This window comes from Clostridium ihumii AP5 (assembly GCF_000612845.1).
Lineage (GTDB): Bacteria > Bacillota > Clostridia > Clostridiales > Clostridiaceae > Clostridium_J > Clostridium_J ihumii.
Genome location: NZ_CCAT010000083.1, coordinates 1 through 19,399, shown reverse-complemented (window position 1 = coordinate 19,399; position 19,399 = coordinate 1). Strand labels below are relative to the sequence as shown.

Here is a 19,399-nt window from a genome sequence, read left to right as displayed (position 1 = left end):
CATTCAACGCATTATTAAACAGATATTTGAGAAAATAATTAAAAATAAAAAGTCAACTCTCTTTAAAGAATTGACTTCTTATTTTATACATCATAATTTTTTATAATTTCCACATCATTAAAATATATTGTTTTATCTTTAAATATTTGATATTTTTCATGTCCTTTTCCAGCAATGATTACAATATCATCTTGATTTGCTTCTTTTATTGCATATAAAATGGCTTCTTTTCTATCTACTATTTTTTTATAACAACATTCTGTATATTTTAATCCACTTTCTATTTCCTCTACAATTTTATTAGCTTCTTCATTTCTAGGATTGTCTGACGTTAATATACACATATCAGCTAGTTCTCCTGCTATTTTCCCCATTATGGATCTTTTACTTTTATCCCTATCTCCACCGCACCCAAATACAACTATAACCCTTTTATTACATATTTGTCGTGCTGATTTCAATATATTCTCTAAACTATTAGGATTATGGGCATAATCTACAATACTCATAACTCCTTTTTTATTATTTACTACTTGAAATCTACCTGGTTCTCCCTTTATTTTACTAATATATAATATTATTTCATCTAAATTTTTTTTTAATTTATAACAAGTTGCAATAGTTGCAAGTATATTATAAATATTAAATTTACCACTTAATTTAGAATAAACTTCCTTTTCATAATTTTTATATCTAAGTTTGAATTTCATTCCATTATTTAAATATATTATATCAGATGCTTTAAAATCTGCATTTCCTTGTATTCCATAAGTTATAATATCACAACATTTACTATCTACAATTTCTTTTCCAACTGAATCATCAATATTTATAATTGCAGTTTTACACATATTAAACAACTTCATTTTTGCTTTTTTATAATTTTCCATAGTTTTATGCTCTTCTAAATGATCTTGAGTAAAATTTGAGAATATACCTATCTCAAAATTACACCCATATACTCTATCCTGAGATAATGCTGAAGATGATACTTCCATAACTATATGTGTTGCATCATTCTTTATTATTTCTTTAAACATTTTTTGAAGTTCAATACAATCTGGCGTAGTAGGATTTAATTTTTCTATATTTAATTTTTTACCGCATACACTGTTCTCTATAGTTCCTATAATTCCAGTTTTTATTTTCATTTTTTCAAGAATCTCATAAACATAATAAGCTATAGATGTTTTCCCATTTGTACCAGTTACCCCTATTAATTTAATTTTATCGGATAATTTTCCATAGTACTTATTTGCAATTTGAGCCATGACTCTCCTAGAATCATTAACTTTTATTAATGTTATACTCTTTGGGATACTTTCTACTAATTTTTCAACAACAACTATCTTCGCTCCATTTGATATTGCTTCCATTATAAAATCATGTCTATCAATATTTCTGTTTTTTACACATATAAATAAGTCACCTAATTTAACTTTTCTTGAATCCCAACATATATTATTAACTTCTCCACTTACATCCCCTTGAAGTATTTCATAATCTATACTATCAAGTAATTCATATATTTTCATAACATATCCTCCAACTATACAAATTTAATGTTATAATATTTATTATATAGTTGTTTTTTGCAATGTTTATTGTTTAAAATGCTAATTTCATTGTAAAAAATGCTATTATATAATTAATTTTAAAGTCTATTGCAATATACAATCATTGCTTCGCTTAAAAACTTAGCAAGTCCTTCACCAAACTTATCTATATTTTCAGTAAATCTCTCATCTTGTACATACATTTTAGCAAGACCTCTAAATATTTCTGGAGTGCAATCATAGAAATTTTTAGAAATATGATTTCTCCACTTTTCAACTAACAGTTGTACTTCTTTATCATCAGCCTTCCTATCCATTAGTTTTGCAATATTCCTATATATTTCATTAGCATCTTCATTGATTTTATTCCAATCATCCTTTTTATATTTTTCTGTTTTCTTTGTGCATTCATCATAAGCTTTTGTATTACCATACTTCTCTGCCGCCTCTTTAGAATACTTCTCCTTACATGCTTCTACATCTTTCATACTAAATCCCTCAAACATTTCTTTTTTACTCATTTCTATTTCTCCTTTATTACATTCTATTGTCTTATTTATTAAGTTTATTATTTTATCTAACCTTTTTCTTTTTTCAATTAACAATTCTTTTTGAAGTTTCATTGCATGTTCTTTATCGTAATTAGGATTATCTAATATCTCTTTTATTCTTATTAAAGAAAAATCTAACTCCTTAAAAAATAAAATTTGCTGCAATCTTTCTAATTCATTATCACTATAAAGTCTATAACCATGTTCATTAACTGATTTTGGCTTTAAAATTCCTATTTCATCATAATACTGAAGTGTTCTAACACTTACACCTGCTAAAATTGATAATTCCTTAATTTTATAATTCACTTTAACACCTCCCATAAACTAATAATAATTTGTCACGTAACGTTAGAGTCAATACTTTTTTCATTCAATCATAAAGTTTTTAATATATTTTATTGCAAAATTTTAATTCATTTATAAATAAAAAAACATCTAAAAATATAGATGTTTTAATTTATCTTACTAATTTTCTTGTTACCGTTCCTACACCAATGCCCATCATTATTGCCCCAACTATCATTTCTATATTTTCTACAGTGTAACTTATTTCTGTTGGTTTAGCATTATTGTATCCAACTCCTACAAATGCTCCTGTACTTAAGTTTAATGTTTCATTCATATGCATAATAAAATCTTTAAATGATATAGTTGAAATTGTGTTAACTGTATACTGAATTGCATCTCCTTCTAAATCTATTCCACTAAATAAATAAATAACAGCAAATATAAAAATTAGTACTAATGATGTTATTAATGCATACCAAGGTCTTTCACCATAACCACATGTAACTAAATATAAGTATGAACCAATTCTAGGTATTAATTTTAACGTTTTTCTTTGCATAGTTTTGCATAAGTAATAGTATTCACCAAAGTTGTTATTCAACGTGTTTTCTTTAAACTTATCTGCTAATGTCTCATAAACAGTATATAATCCTTCATATTCATCTCTTGTTTTTTTTCTAACTTCTATTTTATCAAAAAAAGTTTTTTCATCTAACTTAGTTTTATTTATATCTCTAAATTCTAAATCACTAATATATGTTTTAACAAATTTAGTTCCAGTTAAATTACAATCTTTTACTATAAACATTTTTAATTCACTATAAATAATAATTGCATTGCTAAAATTGCTTTGTTCTAAATTAGTATTCTTCATTAAACATTGTTCAAATATTGCATAACTTACTTTACTATTTAAGAACTTAGCATATAATTTGCAATCTTTAAAATAACAACTGAAATTATCTTCTTTGTTTAATGATGGAGTTTTATTGCTATCATCTTTAATAAAATTACATTTATCAAAAACTACTCCACCATTGCAAAACTTACATTTTTCAAAAATACATCCTATAAAATTACATTCTATAAATTTTACATTTTCAAATTTACATTGAATAAACTTAGCACATACAAAATCTGTATTTCTTATAATTAAAAAACTTTCTTCATCTTCTGTAGTATTTTTCCCTATTAATACATCTTCTGTTTCTTTATAACTATAATCCTTATCTGGACTAAATCCTTTAGCTAATGATTTATCTTTCTTCATTTTATTTAATATATTTTCATTGTTATTTATTCTATTAATTAATTCAGTCTTTGCAACTGAAACTTCTTCTTTAAAATTAATATATCCCATATTTAATCCTCCACTAAGAAAATTAACTATTAGAAAGTCTAATTTAGTATTTTCAAAGTTAACAGTAAATATGTACTAAATATTATTTTAAATATTTTATAAAAACTTATTTATAACAAAATCAGGTATTCCTATATCAACTATTTTTATTTTTCCACAATACTTTCTTGCTTGTTCATTTAAAAATCCATTTTTCTTTAATTGTAAAGTTATGGTTTTATTAGCTCTAACAGCTGCCCCTAATTCAATTCCATTATCACTATCAAGTCCAGATGGTACATCTATAGACATTATATGTTTGCCACTTTCATTTATAGTTAAAATAACTTCTTTATATACTCCTTCAACTTTTCTTTTTAATCCAGTACCAAAAATTCCGTCTAAAATTATATGGCTATTTCTAATTTTCTCATTTATAAAATTAATATTTTCTTCTGTAACCATCTCTATATTTATCTTCATATCATCAAATTTATTTATGTTATTTATGATTTTAAAGTTCTCTTTAAAATCATTACTTGCTTTTTCAAGTTTTCCTAAAATAAACACATTTACTGTATATCCACTTAAATACAAATGCCTTGCTACTGCAAGACCATCTCCTCCGTTATTTCCAACTCCACAAAAAATACTTATATATTGTCCATTATTTTTAACTAACTCATTTTTAACTTCAGTAAATATTTTAATAGCTGCATTTTCCATTAAAATCATTCCACTTATCCCAAGAACCTCTATACAATATTTATCTATACTTCTCATAGTTTCTGCATTAACATTAATCATAATACTCCCCCCAAATAAACAAAACTCTTTATACTTTCTTACATATAAAATTATAATACATTATAGGGTTCCAAATCCAAAGCAATCTCTTTATCAAATTATACTAACTATATTACTATATTTATATTTGGAACCAGTTTACAATTGAAAATTTACATTTATGGTTAATATTGCTCATTTCATTCCTAATATTAAAAATAGAAATACCTAAAAACTAAGTTTTTATATTATTTTCAACCAATTTGCTTTGCAAATCTAATAAAAAACCATTCTTTAAAATTATTTTAAACTTCCATTATTATAGGTATTATAGTTGGTCTTCTCTTGGTTTTTTCATATATATATCTTTCTAAAGCTACCTTCATATTATTTTTTAAAACATACCATTCTACTATCTGATTTTCTAAACATTTATCAAGCTCAACTCTTGCAATATCCTTCATTTCATTTATTAAATCACCAGCTTCTTTTGCATAAACAAATCCTCTTGTTATAATATCTGGACCTGCTACTATACTATATGTTTCATTATCTATTGCAACAACTATAGTAAGCATTCCATCTTCTGCTAAGAACCTTCTATCTCTAAGAACAATATTACCTACATCCCCAACACCTAAACCATCAACAAATATTTTTCCTGTTTTCACTCTTCCATTTATTTTTGCTTCTTCATTTTCTATACTTAAGACCTTTCCTGTTTCTAAAATAAAAACATTTTCCTTTTTCATACCTAAAGATACTGCTAAATCTTTATGATGTTTTAAATGTCTGTATTCACCATGTACAGGAACAAAATATTTAGGTTTAACCAGTGCATGAATTAATTTTAACTCTTCTTGACATGCATGACCTGACACATGAATTTCCTCTAAATCTTTATATATTACATCTACACCTTTTCTAAATAATTCATCAATAACTCTTGATATAAGTTTATCATTTCCTGGTATTGGTGATGCTGAAATTATAAATAAATCTTTTTGTTCTATACTTATTTTTCTATGTGTTCCAAAAGCTATTCGTGCAAGCGCTGCCATTGGTTCTCCTTGACTCCCCGTTGTTATTATAGTTATATTTTCATTTCTATAATTTTTTATTTCATCAATACTTATTCTGTATGATTCTTCAATATGTAAATAGCCAAGTTCTGTAGCAACATTTGATATATTTTCCATACTCCTACCACTAAATGCAATTTTTCTATTATTCTTTATTGATGCATCTACTATTTGTTGTATTCTATGTATATTAGATGCAAAAGTAGCTACTATTACTCTACCATCAGCATTTTCAATAATTCTATTTAATTTATCCCCTATAGCTTTTTCTGAAATAGTATGACCTTTTCTTTCAACATTAGTACTATCTGCCATTAAAAGAAGAACTCCTTCTTTGCCTAATGTTGACATTCTTTCTAAGTCCATAACTAATCCATCAATAGGTGTATAATCAATTTTAAAATCTCCTGTATGTATTATTGTTCCTTCTGGAGTGTGAATTGCTAATGAACATGAATCAGCTATACTATGAGTATTTCTAATAAATTCAACTCGTAACTCTTTGAAACTTATATTATCACCTGAATTTACAACATTTAATTTGCATTCAGAAAATATATTGTGTTCTTTTAATTTATTTTCTATTAGCCCGATACTTAACTTTGTTCCATAAATAGGTATGTTAATTTGTTTTAGAATATATGGAAGTGCTCCAATATGATCTTCATGTCCATGCGTTATAAATATTCCTCGTATCTTATCTTTTTTCTCTTTTAAATAACTTATATCAGGAATAACTAAATCTACTCCATACATTTCTTCATCTGGAAATCCAGCTCCACAATCTATTATAATTATCTCTTTATCACTCTCAATAACCGTCATATTTTTCCCAATTTCTCCAAGTCCGCCTAAAGGAATAACTTTAACCATATAAATTCCTCCTATTCACTGTGATTTCAAAATTTATTTTTATGAAACATTACATTTTCAATTTCTTGCTTTTTTTATTTATTATTATTCCTAATGTTATAGATTAAATTCTTAAAATAAAAAATTAGAAATAAGATATACTTATTTCTAATTTTACAAACTCAAAATCTCAATTTTTAAACAATGTATTTTCTCTATTCTTCTTCCTCTATGTCATTTTCATTATCATATTCATGTTTATCAAAAACTTGTTCTTGAGTTTCTTCCTCCACCTCTACTTGTATACTAATTAAAGCAAAAACTTGAAAACATCTTTCATTTGCCTTTTCAATTTCACATAATTCTACTTTAGGTACAACATTGCGAATTTTTACATCTCCATCTTTATTTAATGGTACTATTTCTAAAAATGGTTGCTTGAATGTTATAAATGTATTTCTCTCTTTACTGTCATTAGGTTTATAATTCACTTCTGTAAGCTTATATCCCTTTATAAGTAATCTATTTCCTAGGCAAGTTTTAATTATCTTACAACTTAGCATTCTTATCTTAAGATTTGATTTATTAACACTTTTAATACTTGGTTTAGATGCTTTAATACATAAGTTTGCTGCATAAGGTATCTCCTTGCAATAAATTTTATTTTCCATATAAAGATTACCTCCTTCACGTACCGATTTGTTTCTATTATTTACATAATATGCATTCATTTACGTAAGTGTAACCTTTTCTAAATATAATTTATAAAACTCTCATCCTATATGCTTGAATAGCCGTTTTACTCAATTTGTCTACAAGTTTATTATTTACATATGCACCTACAAATGCTCCAATCCCTGGAACCATTTGCAAAAGTTTTGCCAAATCTATATAATCTCTGTACTGCTCCTGAAACTCTCTCCAATCAAGTGAATTTATATCACTTGGCAATCCATTTACATATGCCTCCCAATATTCTACTCTATGGAATACTTTATTTATATGTTCCTGACTGGAAAAAGCTAGCTGAAATATATTTAATATATATATTCTCTCTTTATAATCTTTAACATCAAATCCATAAATTGCAGCAATATCATAAAGTAATTTTATCTTTATACTTAATAGCAATGGAAAATCTGCAAGTCCTAACATTATACCTCCAGCCCCTGTTCCAGCACCTTCTATAATTGCAGTATTCTTATACAACTTAGTCTTTTCAATAATTAATTCTTCACGTTCCTTTAAACTTAGTCCCAAATATGGCTTTTTAGTCAAATACGTAGACCCAAACAATACTGCTTTAACCATATTCTTTATAGCTGTAGTCATAAATTCATGATACTTATTAGGCAAAATTCCATTAAACTTATTTTGAATACCCTTTGATGCCATATCAAATATTGATGGCTTCTTTTTCATATCATATTTCCATCTCTCCAGCTCTAACTTTGCAAATTCATTATAATCCATACTTCCTCCACTTCATAGGATTCCAAGTTTAAATTTAAAATAATAGCTTTCTCAAATGATACTATTAATCTTACAATTTATTCTATTATCATATTTGTAACCAATTAACAATTATCAATTAGCAGTTAACAATGATGGTTGATATTACTCATTTCATTACTAATATCTAAAATAGAAATATAAAAAACTATTTTTTTATTCGTTAACTAATTTGCTTTGCAAATTATTATAAAATTTAATTCAAAAAACTGAGACGTCAGTTTTATCCTTCATTGTTAATTGTTCATCGTTAATTGTTAATTTTGTATAGCACTTTCAATTTATCTTTCTCAACTGAAACATGAGTAACTTAAAGTTTCAACTTGTATTCCTATATATTAATTATATCTTAAATTTATAATTAACATATGTATAATCTTATATATTATAATTTCATTTTAAAATAAAAATACTGCATCAAGATAATTTAAAAATTATCTTGATAACAGTATTTTATATCTAACTAATTATTTCCCACAACATTTTTTATATTTTTTCCCACTACCACATATGCATGGGTCGTTTCTTCCAACTACTTTTTTCATAGCATTGTCATTTAATACTTCTTTTGAAATTTCATTAGCTGTAAATCCTTTATTAGCCCACTTTCTTGTATTGTTGCTAACATTTATAACTAATTTTAAAACTTCCTCAAATTGTTTACTATTCTTTATTTCTATATTATTTCTTTGTAAATATCCACCTAAATCATGAGCATCAAAATCTATAGTACTTAATGTTATACATATATCTTCAAATATCTTACTTACCTTATCATCATCATTGCAGATATTTTCTAAATATGTTTTAAACTTTATATGCTCATCAGTTATATCTATATATCCATCATGAGCATAGTTATTTACAGTTTCTTCATTAGCTTTATAATACTCTTTTCCTCTTCTTAACTCTTTTAATTGCTCTATATCACCTTCTACTGATAATAAAGCTTCATGAACAATTTCACCATCTACTATATCAACTAGCCCAGTTTTACCAATAAACTTATTTAATGCAATTTCTAATTCCTTATCATCTAACTTTTCACTATTTTGTTCGTTAAATGTTTCAATAAGTAATTCTGGTTCAAATATTCCATATAAGTTAGAAAAAGCAACAAGATACTTTTCTATACTTCTATATCTTTCTTGCTCTAAAGCTAATTTTTCAAAATCAACTTTTGCTATAACTTTTTTTGTTTCCTTAGGCATAACCATAAATACTTTATCATCTTTAACATATGTAAATATAACACCTACATTATATAAAAATAAATAACTGTATACTGGAGATGTAGTACATTCTATACATTTCTCTTTTTGAAGTTGTTTAAGTAATTCCATACCATTTTCATCTATGGAAATTAAGTCATTATAAATTACATCTTCGTTTTGCATTGAATCAAATAATGTTGAAACTAAATCATCTTTTTTCATTTTATGACGTCCAACAACTTGATATATTGCAGCTAATTCATTTAAATTATTTTTTGTAAGATCACTTAAACAATCTTTTAAATTATATTTTATTTCTTTTTTAATAGCTAAACTTTTATTTAATTCAACTATATTCTTTTGAATATCATCAATCATTCGTAAACTCTCTCCCAAAATATTTTAATTTTCTTTAGTAGTTTTAACGTTCTAACTACCTTAAATAGACTAAAATTTATTATTATTTTACAAAATAATAATCTAGTCCTATTTTTACACTTTACTATTTATTATAACTTTATCATATTTTTATGCAAGTTTTAAAGTAAAAAAATTCAAATAAAGTAATTAAACTACTTAATTTGAATACTAATTGTTAATATTTACAAAATTACAATTTATGAAGATTGCTATTTGACAGTTCATTTTATTATTGTATAATTCACAATATATGTCTTCAACATAAGTTTCTAATTTTAATCTATTCTGTTTAAATAACTTTTTTGTATCTATATCTTTTTCCTTATCAGGTAAACTTATCATTATGCTTTTTATAAATTTCTCATGTACAATTCTAACCATAGATAAATCATTACTAGTCATACATTTGATTTTCAAATCTACTAATATATTAGTTTTTAATGTATATTTAGTTACTATTTGTCCATCATTTGAAATCATCTTCTCTAATTCAATAATTCTCTTATCTAAAAGTTCTGTATCTAAATCTATAGATAATATATTAGATATATTTAATTTATATTTTTTGAAATCTACCTCTATTCCTGCATCTAATTCGGAAAAATATTTTGGTAGCTTTGGTAGATGATCACTAACACCTATATATATAACTTTGTTTTCATTATCCTCCATTTAAAAATCCTCTTCCAACATTATAAATCCTGTAATATATAAAAATAATTCATTTAAATTTACTACTTTTACATCTTCAATTAATATTTTTGAAGAAAAATTATTATCTTTTAAAATCTTTTCATCACAATTAATGCTGCTATTTACCCATACATTGGTTTTGTATATTCTTAATTCTCCATTCAAATCATTGCTTATATATTTAATACTTATTTCTAATAGATAACTTAACTTAATCTTTATTCCTGTTAAAATTTTCCCATCTAATGATATACCCATTGGAGTATTTATAAATCTTTTTTTATTTAAAACTTCTTTTACTTTTATATCTAATATTTTATCTTTTCCATTTGAAAATTCTTTTATATAAATTGTCTTTTTTATATTAAATTCCTTAAATAACCTTCTATCTTCATATAAAATTTTATCAGTTATATATTGTAAATCATTTTTCATATCCTCCTCGTCCTTTTCTTACACAAATAATTATAGTTAATAGCCCTGTTTATAAAATATAATCAGAGCTATTTTATAACTTATATAGCAATTTCACTTAATTTAATCTTATAATTATCATTTTCTATATCTATAGGTAATACAAATTGAAAAACTCCTATAGAATCAGTAATAGTTTCACATATGGGAATATATTCTTCCTTAAAATTTAAAATGCTTAATTTATATAATGTAACAATTACATCACTTGCTAACATATCTTTTTGAGTATATCTTACTTGTCCATAAATTTTTACATATTCCTTATTTTTTAATGTTACATCTAACTTATACTCATTTTCACATTCTTCTACCATAAAATTTATAGCTTCACTCTTAAGTTGAGAGCAATTTTCTATAGTATAACAATATTCTAATTCACTATTATCTATATATACTATCTTATTAAAAGATGCTAACTTATTAAATTTGATTCTTTCTCCATATTTTTCATTGTTAGTATTATTGGATAATTCTTTTAGGGAAAATTCTCCTTCCATTTTATCCCCCTTTCAAGATACTAATTATATAGGGAAACAAGCTCGAATTAAAAAGTATTTTTTTAGCTGTAAATATATTACTTTTAAAAGAGATGCTTACTTTAAAATGATTCCGAGCTAGTCTCACTCTTAAGGTTATCCAAGTTTTGGAACTAATAATTATGAAGATTAACTTGGAACCCTATATACACCCTATTTATATTATATGATTCATACTTATATTTTGTTAAATTATATAACTTATCAATTAATTCATTAGTTTTTAATTTTAATTAGTAAATTTTACTTTGTATTTTATTAACTATAATTAAATTTCAATTTCAATATATATATATGACTTTATGTATACACTGTATGCATAAATTGAATTAAACTTTTATATTATTATATAAATATAGTTTTTTATTTTTATATAATATTCCAAGCTTAAAAATGAAATTACTCTTATTTCAATTTAGAATTCTAATTAATTTAATTGAAAATGGAAAATTAAAAATTGAAAGTGAATGTAAAAATTAGATTTCCAATTTTAAACAATGGTTTTTTATTAAATTTGCAAAGCAAATCAGTTGAAAACAATATAAAAACATAGTTTTTAAGTATTCCTATTTTAAATATTAAGAACGAAGTGAGTAATATTAACCATAACTTTTCACTCTTCACTCTTACTTTTTACTTGGGTCCAAACATGATATTAGAATAAACTGTAAGCTTAATAATATCATTTGAGAAAGCTATTATTTAAAGTTTCAACTTGGAACCCTATATAGGGAAACAATTATAAATTAATAATTTAAAGTACCTACATAAAATTATCTATCTTAAAAATAGAAAAGGAGGTTTAAAGAATTTGAGCAAACTAACATTATTTAAAAACGAAATTTTTTCAAATTATATTTCTATTTCTAAAAACGCTATGGATATAAAAGTTCCAATTTCCATAATAACTGATATAGAAATTGTAGATAAAAAAATAATTTCAACACCTATTGCCCGTTCATTTAGTGGTGATTATTTATCTGGTTATCAACTTGTTATTGATTATAAAATAAATCACTCCCTTAAATATCTGAGTAATAATGAAAATAACAACATCTTTATTGCAATTTTACCTTCTCTTAGGAAATGTTCATTGGTAACACTCCCTTCAAATTCATATGAAAACTATGAAAATTTAAACTTTAACATTAAAAGTTTTATAGATGCAACTAATATAAAATACATAAATAATCGAACTATTCTAGAATATATATCCTTAGTTTTTTCTATCAATTGATAAAATTAATTTAATAAAGAGCTATCTTATATAACTTTAGAATAAGATAGCTCTTCTTTTTTTATTTTATAATTTAAGTTTTTTTAAATTAAATATATTTTATCTTTTACTATCTAGCATTTCATAATATTTGCAACTACTAAAAGTGTTACATTCTTGAAGAATTCTCTTTCATTTATTTGTTTATAATAAACATCTTCTACAATTGCTTCTACATTTATATTATTACCTTTACTATAAGTTGATGGCAAAATTATAAATGTGCTAAATGGTACAGAATAATGTGCTGAATGAACTGTTTGCTCCATATCACAAGCAGTATATTCTAATGCTTGTTCTAGTACTCCATTTATTATTAGTTTATATCCTGATAATATTTGACCTTCCTTTGAAGTACTCTCTATAGTGTTAATAACATATGAAGAAACTATCTTAGCAGTTGCTGTAATATTATTTATACTTTCCATATTTGGTTTTTGTGATGGTATTGCTAAATATTCATCTACACTTAATTGCTTAAAGTTTGAAATATTAACTTTTACTGTAGTTGATGATTTACTTGTTGATTCACTTGTCTTAGTTCCTATTGTTCCATCTTTCAATATATATTGGAAAGTTACATTTGCTAAATTCACAACTACTCCATTACAATTATTGTCTATAACTTTTACTTTATACTGAATTGTACTAGTCTTACCCTTAGCTATATTTCCAATATTTACGCCCTTAGCTAAATCAACATTATTTATAACAATTCCATTTACAGTAAATGATCCATCAATTAAGGTAACTTCTTGTGGCAAAATATCTCTAAATATTACATTTATAGCATCTAAATTTCCATCATTAGTCAAATTAACAGTGTAAGTTAGTATATCATTCAATGATGCTTCTTTTTTATCTACAGATTTATCTACTGTTATATTTGCAATATTAACATTTATAACATTTGGATTACTATTATTGCTTCCATTTTGTGGTTTTTTGCCTGGAAGAGTATACTCATAGCTACCACTTGAAATATTTTGAACATCTCCACTTACGTTAGCTATAACTTTTACATCAAAAGTAACTACTACTGATGCTCCGATATCTAAGGTTCCTATATTTACACCAGAAATAATTGATCCATCTTTATTTAATACTCCATTTATTTTTACAGTTCCACTTATAAATTGAAGTCCAGAATTTAATATATCTGAAACTATTACATTATTTAATGCAATATCTCCAGTATTTTTAGCAACTATTTTATAAGTTACTATATCTCCTGAAACAACATATTTAGAACTAGCAGTTTTCACCAAACTTAGCTGTGGATTATAAACTGTAACTCCTGTTGTATCTGTTGCACTACCATTTACTGATCTAGGATTTTGTGATGGATCTACATTTATAGTTCCAGTTCCGTTAACTATATTTTTAAAGGTATCTTTCAAGTCTTCTAAAACTTTTATTGATAAAACTATAGCTTTATTTACACCTACATTTAAATTTCCTATATTTATGCCAGCACCTATATCTCCATTTACAACATTTCCATCAACTGTTATTGTTTCAACTTTAAATTCACTTGGAAGTGCGTCTTTTATAATAACATTATTTATTATAATATCGCCTTCATTAATTGCATTAATAACGTAATTAAAGTTTTGTCCAACAACTACAGCATTATTATCACTTACCTTTGTTAATGTTAATTTTGGATTATAAATAGTAACTATCCTATCATTACTTGTTGTCTCTCCGTTAAACCTTGTTCCTGAAACTGTATAACTATAACTACCAGTTGCTGAATTTATTACTTTTGAACTAGCTGGTATAGAAATAACTTTTGCATCAAATGATACTACTTTATTTGAACCTATAGCTAAATTCCCAATATTAACTCCTGTAGTTATATCTCCTGTAGTTGATATACCATTTACTGTTAGATTATTAGCATATTGAAGATTTGATGTTAATACATCTTTAATTATTACATTTGTTAAATTTACTTGTCCTGAGTTAGTTACATTTAAAGTATATCTTATAATATCATTAACTAATGCTCCTGAAACGTTACTTGTTTTTACTATTGTTAATTTAGGAATTAAATTATCTATACTTACAGTATTAGTATCAACTGTCTGATTCTTTGGTGGTTCTTTTGGATTAACTACATAACTATAATCAACTGTTGCTTTGTTAGTTAATGTTTCTATTGTATCACTTTCAACCTTAACAACAAAAGTCACTGTACAAGTTTCATTTACTCCTATAGTTCCAACATTTATTCCAACTGTTGGATTTGCATTTACATCTGCTATTCCATTTATAGTAACAGTGCCTGTTTGGAATGTAGTTCCAGAAGGTACTACATCTGTAACTGTTACATTATTAATAGCTGTATTACCAGTATTTCTTAAAGTTACTGTATAAGTCACTAAATCACCTGGTGTTGTTGCTGATTTATTTGCACTCTTAACTGCATTTTCAGGAAGAATTTCGCCATGATTTACTGTAGTCAAAACTGTATTAGTATTTCCATTTACGCCCACTGGTGGAAGTTGTGAACTCACAATATAAGTGTAATCAACTTCAGCCTTGTTTGGCATTGGGTTTGGATTTGGTATTGTGTTTATTTTAGCATCAAATACTATACTTATTGTTTGATTTGGATTTATATTTCCTATATTTATTCCATTGTTTGGATTACTTGCATTAGCTACTCCATTCACAGTTAATGTTCCATTTACATATGATGCTCCATTTGGTACTGTATCTGTTATTACAACATTGTTAGCTGCTACATTTCCTGTGTTTTTAGCTGTTATTGTATAGGTCACTGTATCCCCTACATCAGCAAACTCTTTATCTACAGCTTTTACAAAATTGCCTGGACTAACTAAATCAGCATGATTTACTTGTGTTGTTACTATATTAGTATTTCCTGTTACACTTACTGGTGGTTCTGTCGGATTTACAATATAATTATAAACAACACTTGCTTTATTTGGCATTGGATTTGGATTTGGTATAGTATTTATCTTTACTTTAAATACTATAGTTACTGTTTGATTACTATTTATACTTCCAATATTTACACCATTATTAGGATCACTTATATTTGCTACTCCATTAACTGTCAATGTTCCACTTACATATGATGCTCCATTTGGTACTATATCTGTTACCACTACTCCATTTGCTGCTACATTTCCTGTATTCTTAACTGTTACTGTATAAGTTACTACATCTCCTACATCAGCTATTGCCTTATCAACAGTTTTTACAAAATTACCAGAACTTATTAAATCTGCATGATTTACTTGTGTTTCTACTACATTACTAGTTCCTGAACCATTTGCTGCTGGTTTATTAGGATCTACTACATAATTGTAAACTACATCTGCACTATTTGGCATTGGATTTGGATTTGGTAATGTGTCTACCCTTGCATCAAATACTACAACTACACTTTGATTTGGATTTATAGTTCCAATGTTTATTCCTGTATTTGGATTGCTTGAATTTGGTACACCATCAACTGTTAAAGTTCCATTTATATAAGATGCTCCATTTGGTACTATATCAGTTAAAACAACATTATTTGCTGGCACGTTTCCTGTATTAGTTATAGTTTTTGTATAGGTTATTACTTCACCTAAATCTGCAAAATTTTTATTAACTTGCTTAACAAGATTTCCATTACTTGCCAAATCTGCATGATTTACTGTAGTTTTTACAGTATTAGTAGTCACTGGAGGTGCTCCTGGAACAGTTATTATTCCTGTATTTTCTATTGGATTTGGATTTGGAATTACATTGCCTACTATTACTTTCCAAGTTATTGTTACTGTTTGCTTTGGTGCTATGCTAGTTATTGTTATTCCTGTTTGTGGACTAGTGCCTGTATATGCTGTATCCACAGTTAATGAACCATTTACATAACTTGTTCCTTGTGGTACTCCATCTGTAAATAACACACTATTTAGATTTACTATTCCTGGATTATTTATTGTTATTGCATAAGTTATAGTTTCTCCTAAATCTGCAAATGCTTTATCTACTAATTTGTTAATTCTTACATCTGCTACTCCTGTTTCTACTATATTACTATTTTTTGATGCTTCTACTGGTGCTCCGTTTGGATTTACTAAATACTCATAATCTACTAATGCTGTATTCTTCATTGGATTTGGATTTGGTAATGTGTTTATCACTACGCTAAATACTATAACCTTTGTTTGACCTACAGCTATGGCTCCTAAATTTATTCCAGTATTAGGATTATCTGAACTTGTAACACCATCTATTTTTAGTGTTCCATTCACATAACTTGTTGCACTTGGAACCAAATCTGTAACTGTAACTGGACTCGCTACTATATTTCCTGTATTTGTTACTGTAATTGTATAAACTACATTTTGTCCTACAGCTGCTTCAATTTTATCTACAGCTTTTGCAATTTGTAAATCAGCATGATTTACTTGAGTTTCAACAGGATTAGTATTAACTGGTGTTGTTCCTGGCACTTCTATAGTTCCTATATTTTCTATTGGATTTGTTGTTGGTATTACATTTCCCACCAAAACTCTCCAAGTTATTGTTACTGTTTGACCTGGATTTATAGATGCTATAGTAACTCCTGATTGTGGATCCACTCCTGCATATGGTGCATCTATACTCAATGAACCAGTTACATAACTTGTTCCTTGTGGTACTGCATCTTTAAATAATACGTTCTTTACTGCTACTATTCCTGAATTTATTAATGTTACCTTGTAAGTTACTGTATCACTTAGGTCTGCAAATGATTTATCTACTGATTTTTGTGCCACAACATTTCCAACTGCTGTTGTTACTTCATTAGTTTTAGTATTTGCTTGTATTGGATTTCCACTTGGATTTACTAGATATTGATATTGTAAATCACCTGAATTTATCATCGGATTTGGAACAGGTAATTTGTTTATTATCACATTAAATTTAACTACTTTTGTTTGTAATGGTGACATAGATATTAAATTTATTCCAGTACTTGGATCATCACTACTTGCAACTCCATCTATTGTCAATGTTCCACTCACATAATTTGTTCCATTTGGCACCACATCTGTAAGTGTTACTGGATTTGCTATAACATTTCCTGTGTTTGTTACTGTAATTGTATAAGTTACAGTTTCGCCTACTGCTGCTTCTACTTTATCTACTTCTTTTATGCCTTGTAGTCCTGCATGATTTATTTGTGTCTCTACCGGATTGGTGTTCACTGGTGGAAGTCCTGGTATTGTTATTATACCTATATTTTCTACTGGATTTGGATTTGGCAATACATTTCCTACAGTTACTTTCCAAGTTATTGTTACTGTTTGACCTGCACCTACACTTGTTAGTGTTATTCCTGATGCTGGATCAGTTCCTGTATAAGCTGTATTTACACTTAATGAACCATTTACATAACTTGTTCCACTTGGTACTCCATCAGTAAATAATACATTACTTACTGGTGCTACTCCTGGATTATTCACTGTTACTGTATAGGTTATAGTTTCTCCTAAATCTGCAAATGCTTTATCTACAACTTTAGTAACTTTTATATCTCCAACAGCTGTTTCTACTGTATTGCTATTTCCTGTAACCTCAGTTGGTGTTCCATTTGGATTTACTAAATACTCATAATCTATTGTGCTCGTATTTGGCATTGGATTTGGATTTGGCATTGTATTTATTTTAGCTTTAAATATTACTGTTATTGTTTGATTTGGATTTACTGGTCCTATTGCTATTCCGTTATTTGGATTTCCTCCATTTGGAACTCCATCTATTGTTAACGTTCCTGTTACATAACTTGCTCCATTTGGTACTACATCTGTAAGTGTTACTGGATTAGCCATTACATTTCCTGTGTTTGTAACTTTAATTGTATAAGTTACAGTTTCTCCAACTGCTGCTATGGCCTTATCTACGGATTTAACTAAGTTACCTTGGCTTATTAAATCTGCATGATTTACTGTAGTATCTACTGAATTTGTATTTATCGGTGGTAATCCTGGTACTGTTATTACACCTATATTTTGTACTGGATTTGGATTTGGTAATACATTTCCTACTGTAACTTTCCAAGTTATTGTTACTGTTTGACCTGAACCTACACTTGTTAGTGTTATTCCTGTCATAGGATTTATTCCAGTAAATGGTGCATCTACTGTTAATGAGCCATTTACATAACTTGTTCCACTTGGTAATGCATCCGTAAATAATACATTATTTACTGGTGTTATTCCTGGGTTGTTTACTGTTACTGTATAGGTTATAGTATCACCTAAATCTGCAAACGCTTTATCTACTAATTTATTAACTTTTATATCTCCAACTGCTGTTTCTACTGTATTACTATTTCCTGTAACTTCTGTTGGCGTTCCATTTGGATTTACTAGATACTGATAATCTATTTTCGCACTATTTGGCATTGGATTTGGATTTGGTAAAGTATTTATTACTACCCCAAATACTACCGTCACTGTTTGACCTGGATTTACTGGTCCTATTGCTATTCCACTATTTGGATTTCCTCCATTTGGATTGCCATCTATTGTTAACGTACCAGTCTTATAACTTGTTCCATTTGGTACTACATCTGTAAGTGTTACTGGATTTGCAAGTATATTTCCTGTATTTGTTACTTTAATTGTATAAGTTACAGTTTCTCCAACAGTAGCTACAGTCTTATCTACGGATTTAACTAAATTTCCTTGGCTTATTAGATCTGCATGATTTATTGTAGTATTTACTGGATTTGTATTTACTGGTGGAAGTCCTGGTACTGTTACTATTCCTATATTTTGTACAGGATTTGGATTTGGTAATA

The 19,399-nt window shown here is 26.7% G+C and carries 13 protein-coding genes; 1 reads left to right on the top strand and 12 read right to left on the bottom strand.

Annotation, left to right across the window (positions count from 1 at the left end):
• Positions 1-83: 83 nt before the first annotated feature.
• The 11 genes from BN346_RS15885 to BN346_RS15835 all read right to left on the bottom strand — a co-directional run bounded on the left by BN346_RS15885 (position 84) and on the right by BN346_RS15835 (position 11,270).
• On the bottom strand, positions 84-1,535 hold the full coding sequence (locus BN346_RS15885; protein WP_040329940.1) for a UDP-N-acetylmuramoyl-L-alanyl-D-glutamate--2,6-diaminopimelate ligase: 1,452 nt from the start codon (positions 1,533-1,535) through the stop codon (positions 84-86).
• 119 nt (positions 1,536-1,654) lie between these two features.
• Positions 1,655-2,416, bottom strand: coding sequence for a MerR family transcriptional regulator (locus tag BN346_RS15880; RefSeq protein ID WP_081771044.1), 762 nt, complete (start codon positions 2,414-2,416; stop codon positions 1,655-1,657).
• 151 nt (positions 2,417-2,567) lie between these two features.
• On the bottom strand, positions 2,568-3,758 hold the full coding sequence (locus tag BN346_RS15875; protein WP_040329938.1) for a pentapeptide repeat-containing protein: 1,191 nt from the start codon (positions 3,756-3,758) through the stop codon (positions 2,568-2,570).
• Between the two features lie 96 nt (positions 3,759-3,854).
• Positions 3,855-4,544 (bottom strand): NAD(P)H-hydrate epimerase, encoded by a 690-nt coding sequence (locus BN346_RS15870; protein ID WP_051540458.1) that lies wholly within the window; start codon positions 4,542-4,544, stop codon positions 3,855-3,857.
• Positions 4,545-4,828: 284 nt separating this feature from the next.
• Entirely contained in the window at positions 4,829-6,478 is a 1,650-nt protein-coding gene (locus BN346_RS15865; RefSeq protein WP_040329937.1) for a ribonuclease J, read from the bottom strand.
• 194 nt (positions 6,479-6,672) lie between these two features.
• The gene (locus tag BN346_RS15860) at positions 6,673-7,128 is read right to left on the bottom strand and encodes a hypothetical protein (RefSeq protein ID WP_040329936.1); all 456 of its coding nucleotides are present in this window, start codon (positions 7,126-7,128) and stop codon (positions 6,673-6,675) included.
• Positions 7,129-7,219: 91 nt separating this feature from the next.
• A complete protein-coding gene (locus BN346_RS15855; protein ID WP_040329934.1) occupies positions 7,220-7,930 on the bottom strand; it encodes an EcsC family protein in 711 nt (236 codons plus the stop codon).
• 506 nt (positions 7,931-8,436) lie between these two features.
• On the bottom strand, positions 8,437-9,561 hold the full coding sequence (locus tag BN346_RS15850; protein ID WP_040329933.1) for an SEC-C metal-binding domain-containing protein: 1,125 nt from the start codon (positions 9,559-9,561) through the stop codon (positions 8,437-8,439).
• 210 nt (positions 9,562-9,771) lie between these two features.
• A complete protein-coding gene (locus tag BN346_RS15845) occupies positions 9,772-10,275 on the bottom strand; it encodes a hypothetical protein (RefSeq protein ID WP_040329932.1) in 504 nt (167 codons plus the stop codon).
• Positions 10,276-10,731: a hypothetical protein gene (locus BN346_RS15840; RefSeq protein WP_040329931.1), complete on the bottom strand. Its 456-nt coding sequence runs from the start codon at positions 10,729-10,731 to the stop codon at positions 10,276-10,278.
• 80 nt (positions 10,732-10,811) lie between these two features.
• On the bottom strand, positions 10,812-11,270 hold the full coding sequence (locus tag BN346_RS15835; RefSeq protein WP_040329929.1) for a hypothetical protein: 459 nt from the start codon (positions 11,268-11,270) through the stop codon (positions 10,812-10,814).
• An 850-nt stretch (positions 11,271-12,120) separates the two neighbouring features.
• Between BN346_RS15835 and BN346_RS15830 the strand changes: the two genes are divergently transcribed.
• Positions 12,121-12,546 carry a hypothetical protein gene (locus BN346_RS15830; protein ID WP_040329928.1) on the top strand — a complete coding sequence of 142 codons (426 nt, stop codon included), beginning with the start codon at positions 12,121-12,123 and terminating at the stop codon, positions 12,544-12,546.
• A 113-nt stretch (positions 12,547-12,659) separates the two neighbouring features.
• Here BN346_RS15830 and BN346_RS21355 read toward each other — a convergent pair.
• The coding region (locus BN346_RS21355; protein WP_040329927.1) for a DUF7507 domain-containing protein at positions 12,660-19,399 on the bottom strand (6,740 nt) is incomplete at its 5' end.

What these genes read in the sequence shown, in the direction of transcription:
- BN346_RS15870 (WP_051540458.1), bottom strand. Translation starts at nt 4,544, where the DNA reads ATGATTAATGTTAATGCAGAAACTATGAGAAGTATAGATAAATATTGT.
- BN346_RS15835 (WP_040329929.1), bottom strand. Translation starts at nt 11,270, where the DNA reads ATGGAAGGAGAATTTTCCCTAAAAGAATTATCCAATAATACTAACAAT.
- BN346_RS15860 (WP_040329936.1), bottom strand. Translation starts at nt 7,128, where the DNA reads ATGGAAAATAAAATTTATTGCAAGGAGATACCTTATGCAGCAAACTTA.
- BN346_RS15850 (WP_040329933.1), bottom strand. Translation starts at nt 9,561, where the DNA reads ATGATTGATGATATTCAAAAGAATATAGTTGAATTAAATAAAAGTTTA.
- BN346_RS15865 (WP_040329937.1), bottom strand. Translation starts at nt 6,478, where the DNA reads ATGGTTAAAGTTATTCCTTTAGGCGGACTTGGAGAAATTGGGAAAAAT.
- BN346_RS15855 (WP_040329934.1), bottom strand. Translation starts at nt 7,930, where the DNA reads ATGGATTATAATGAATTTGCAAAGTTAGAGCTGGAGAGATGGAAATAT.
- BN346_RS15885 (WP_040329940.1), bottom strand. Translation starts at nt 1,535, where the DNA reads ATGAAAATATATGAATTACTTGATAGTATAGATTATGAAATACTTCAA.
- BN346_RS15845 (WP_040329932.1), bottom strand. Translation starts at nt 10,275, where the DNA reads ATGGAGGATAATGAAAACAAAGTTATATATATAGGTGTTAGTGATCAT.
- BN346_RS15840 (WP_040329931.1), bottom strand. Translation starts at nt 10,731, where the DNA reads ATGAAAAATGATTTACAATATATAACTGATAAAATTTTATATGAAGAT.
- BN346_RS15875 (WP_040329938.1), bottom strand. Translation starts at nt 3,758, where the DNA reads ATGGGATATATTAATTTTAAAGAAGAAGTTTCAGTTGCAAAGACTGAA.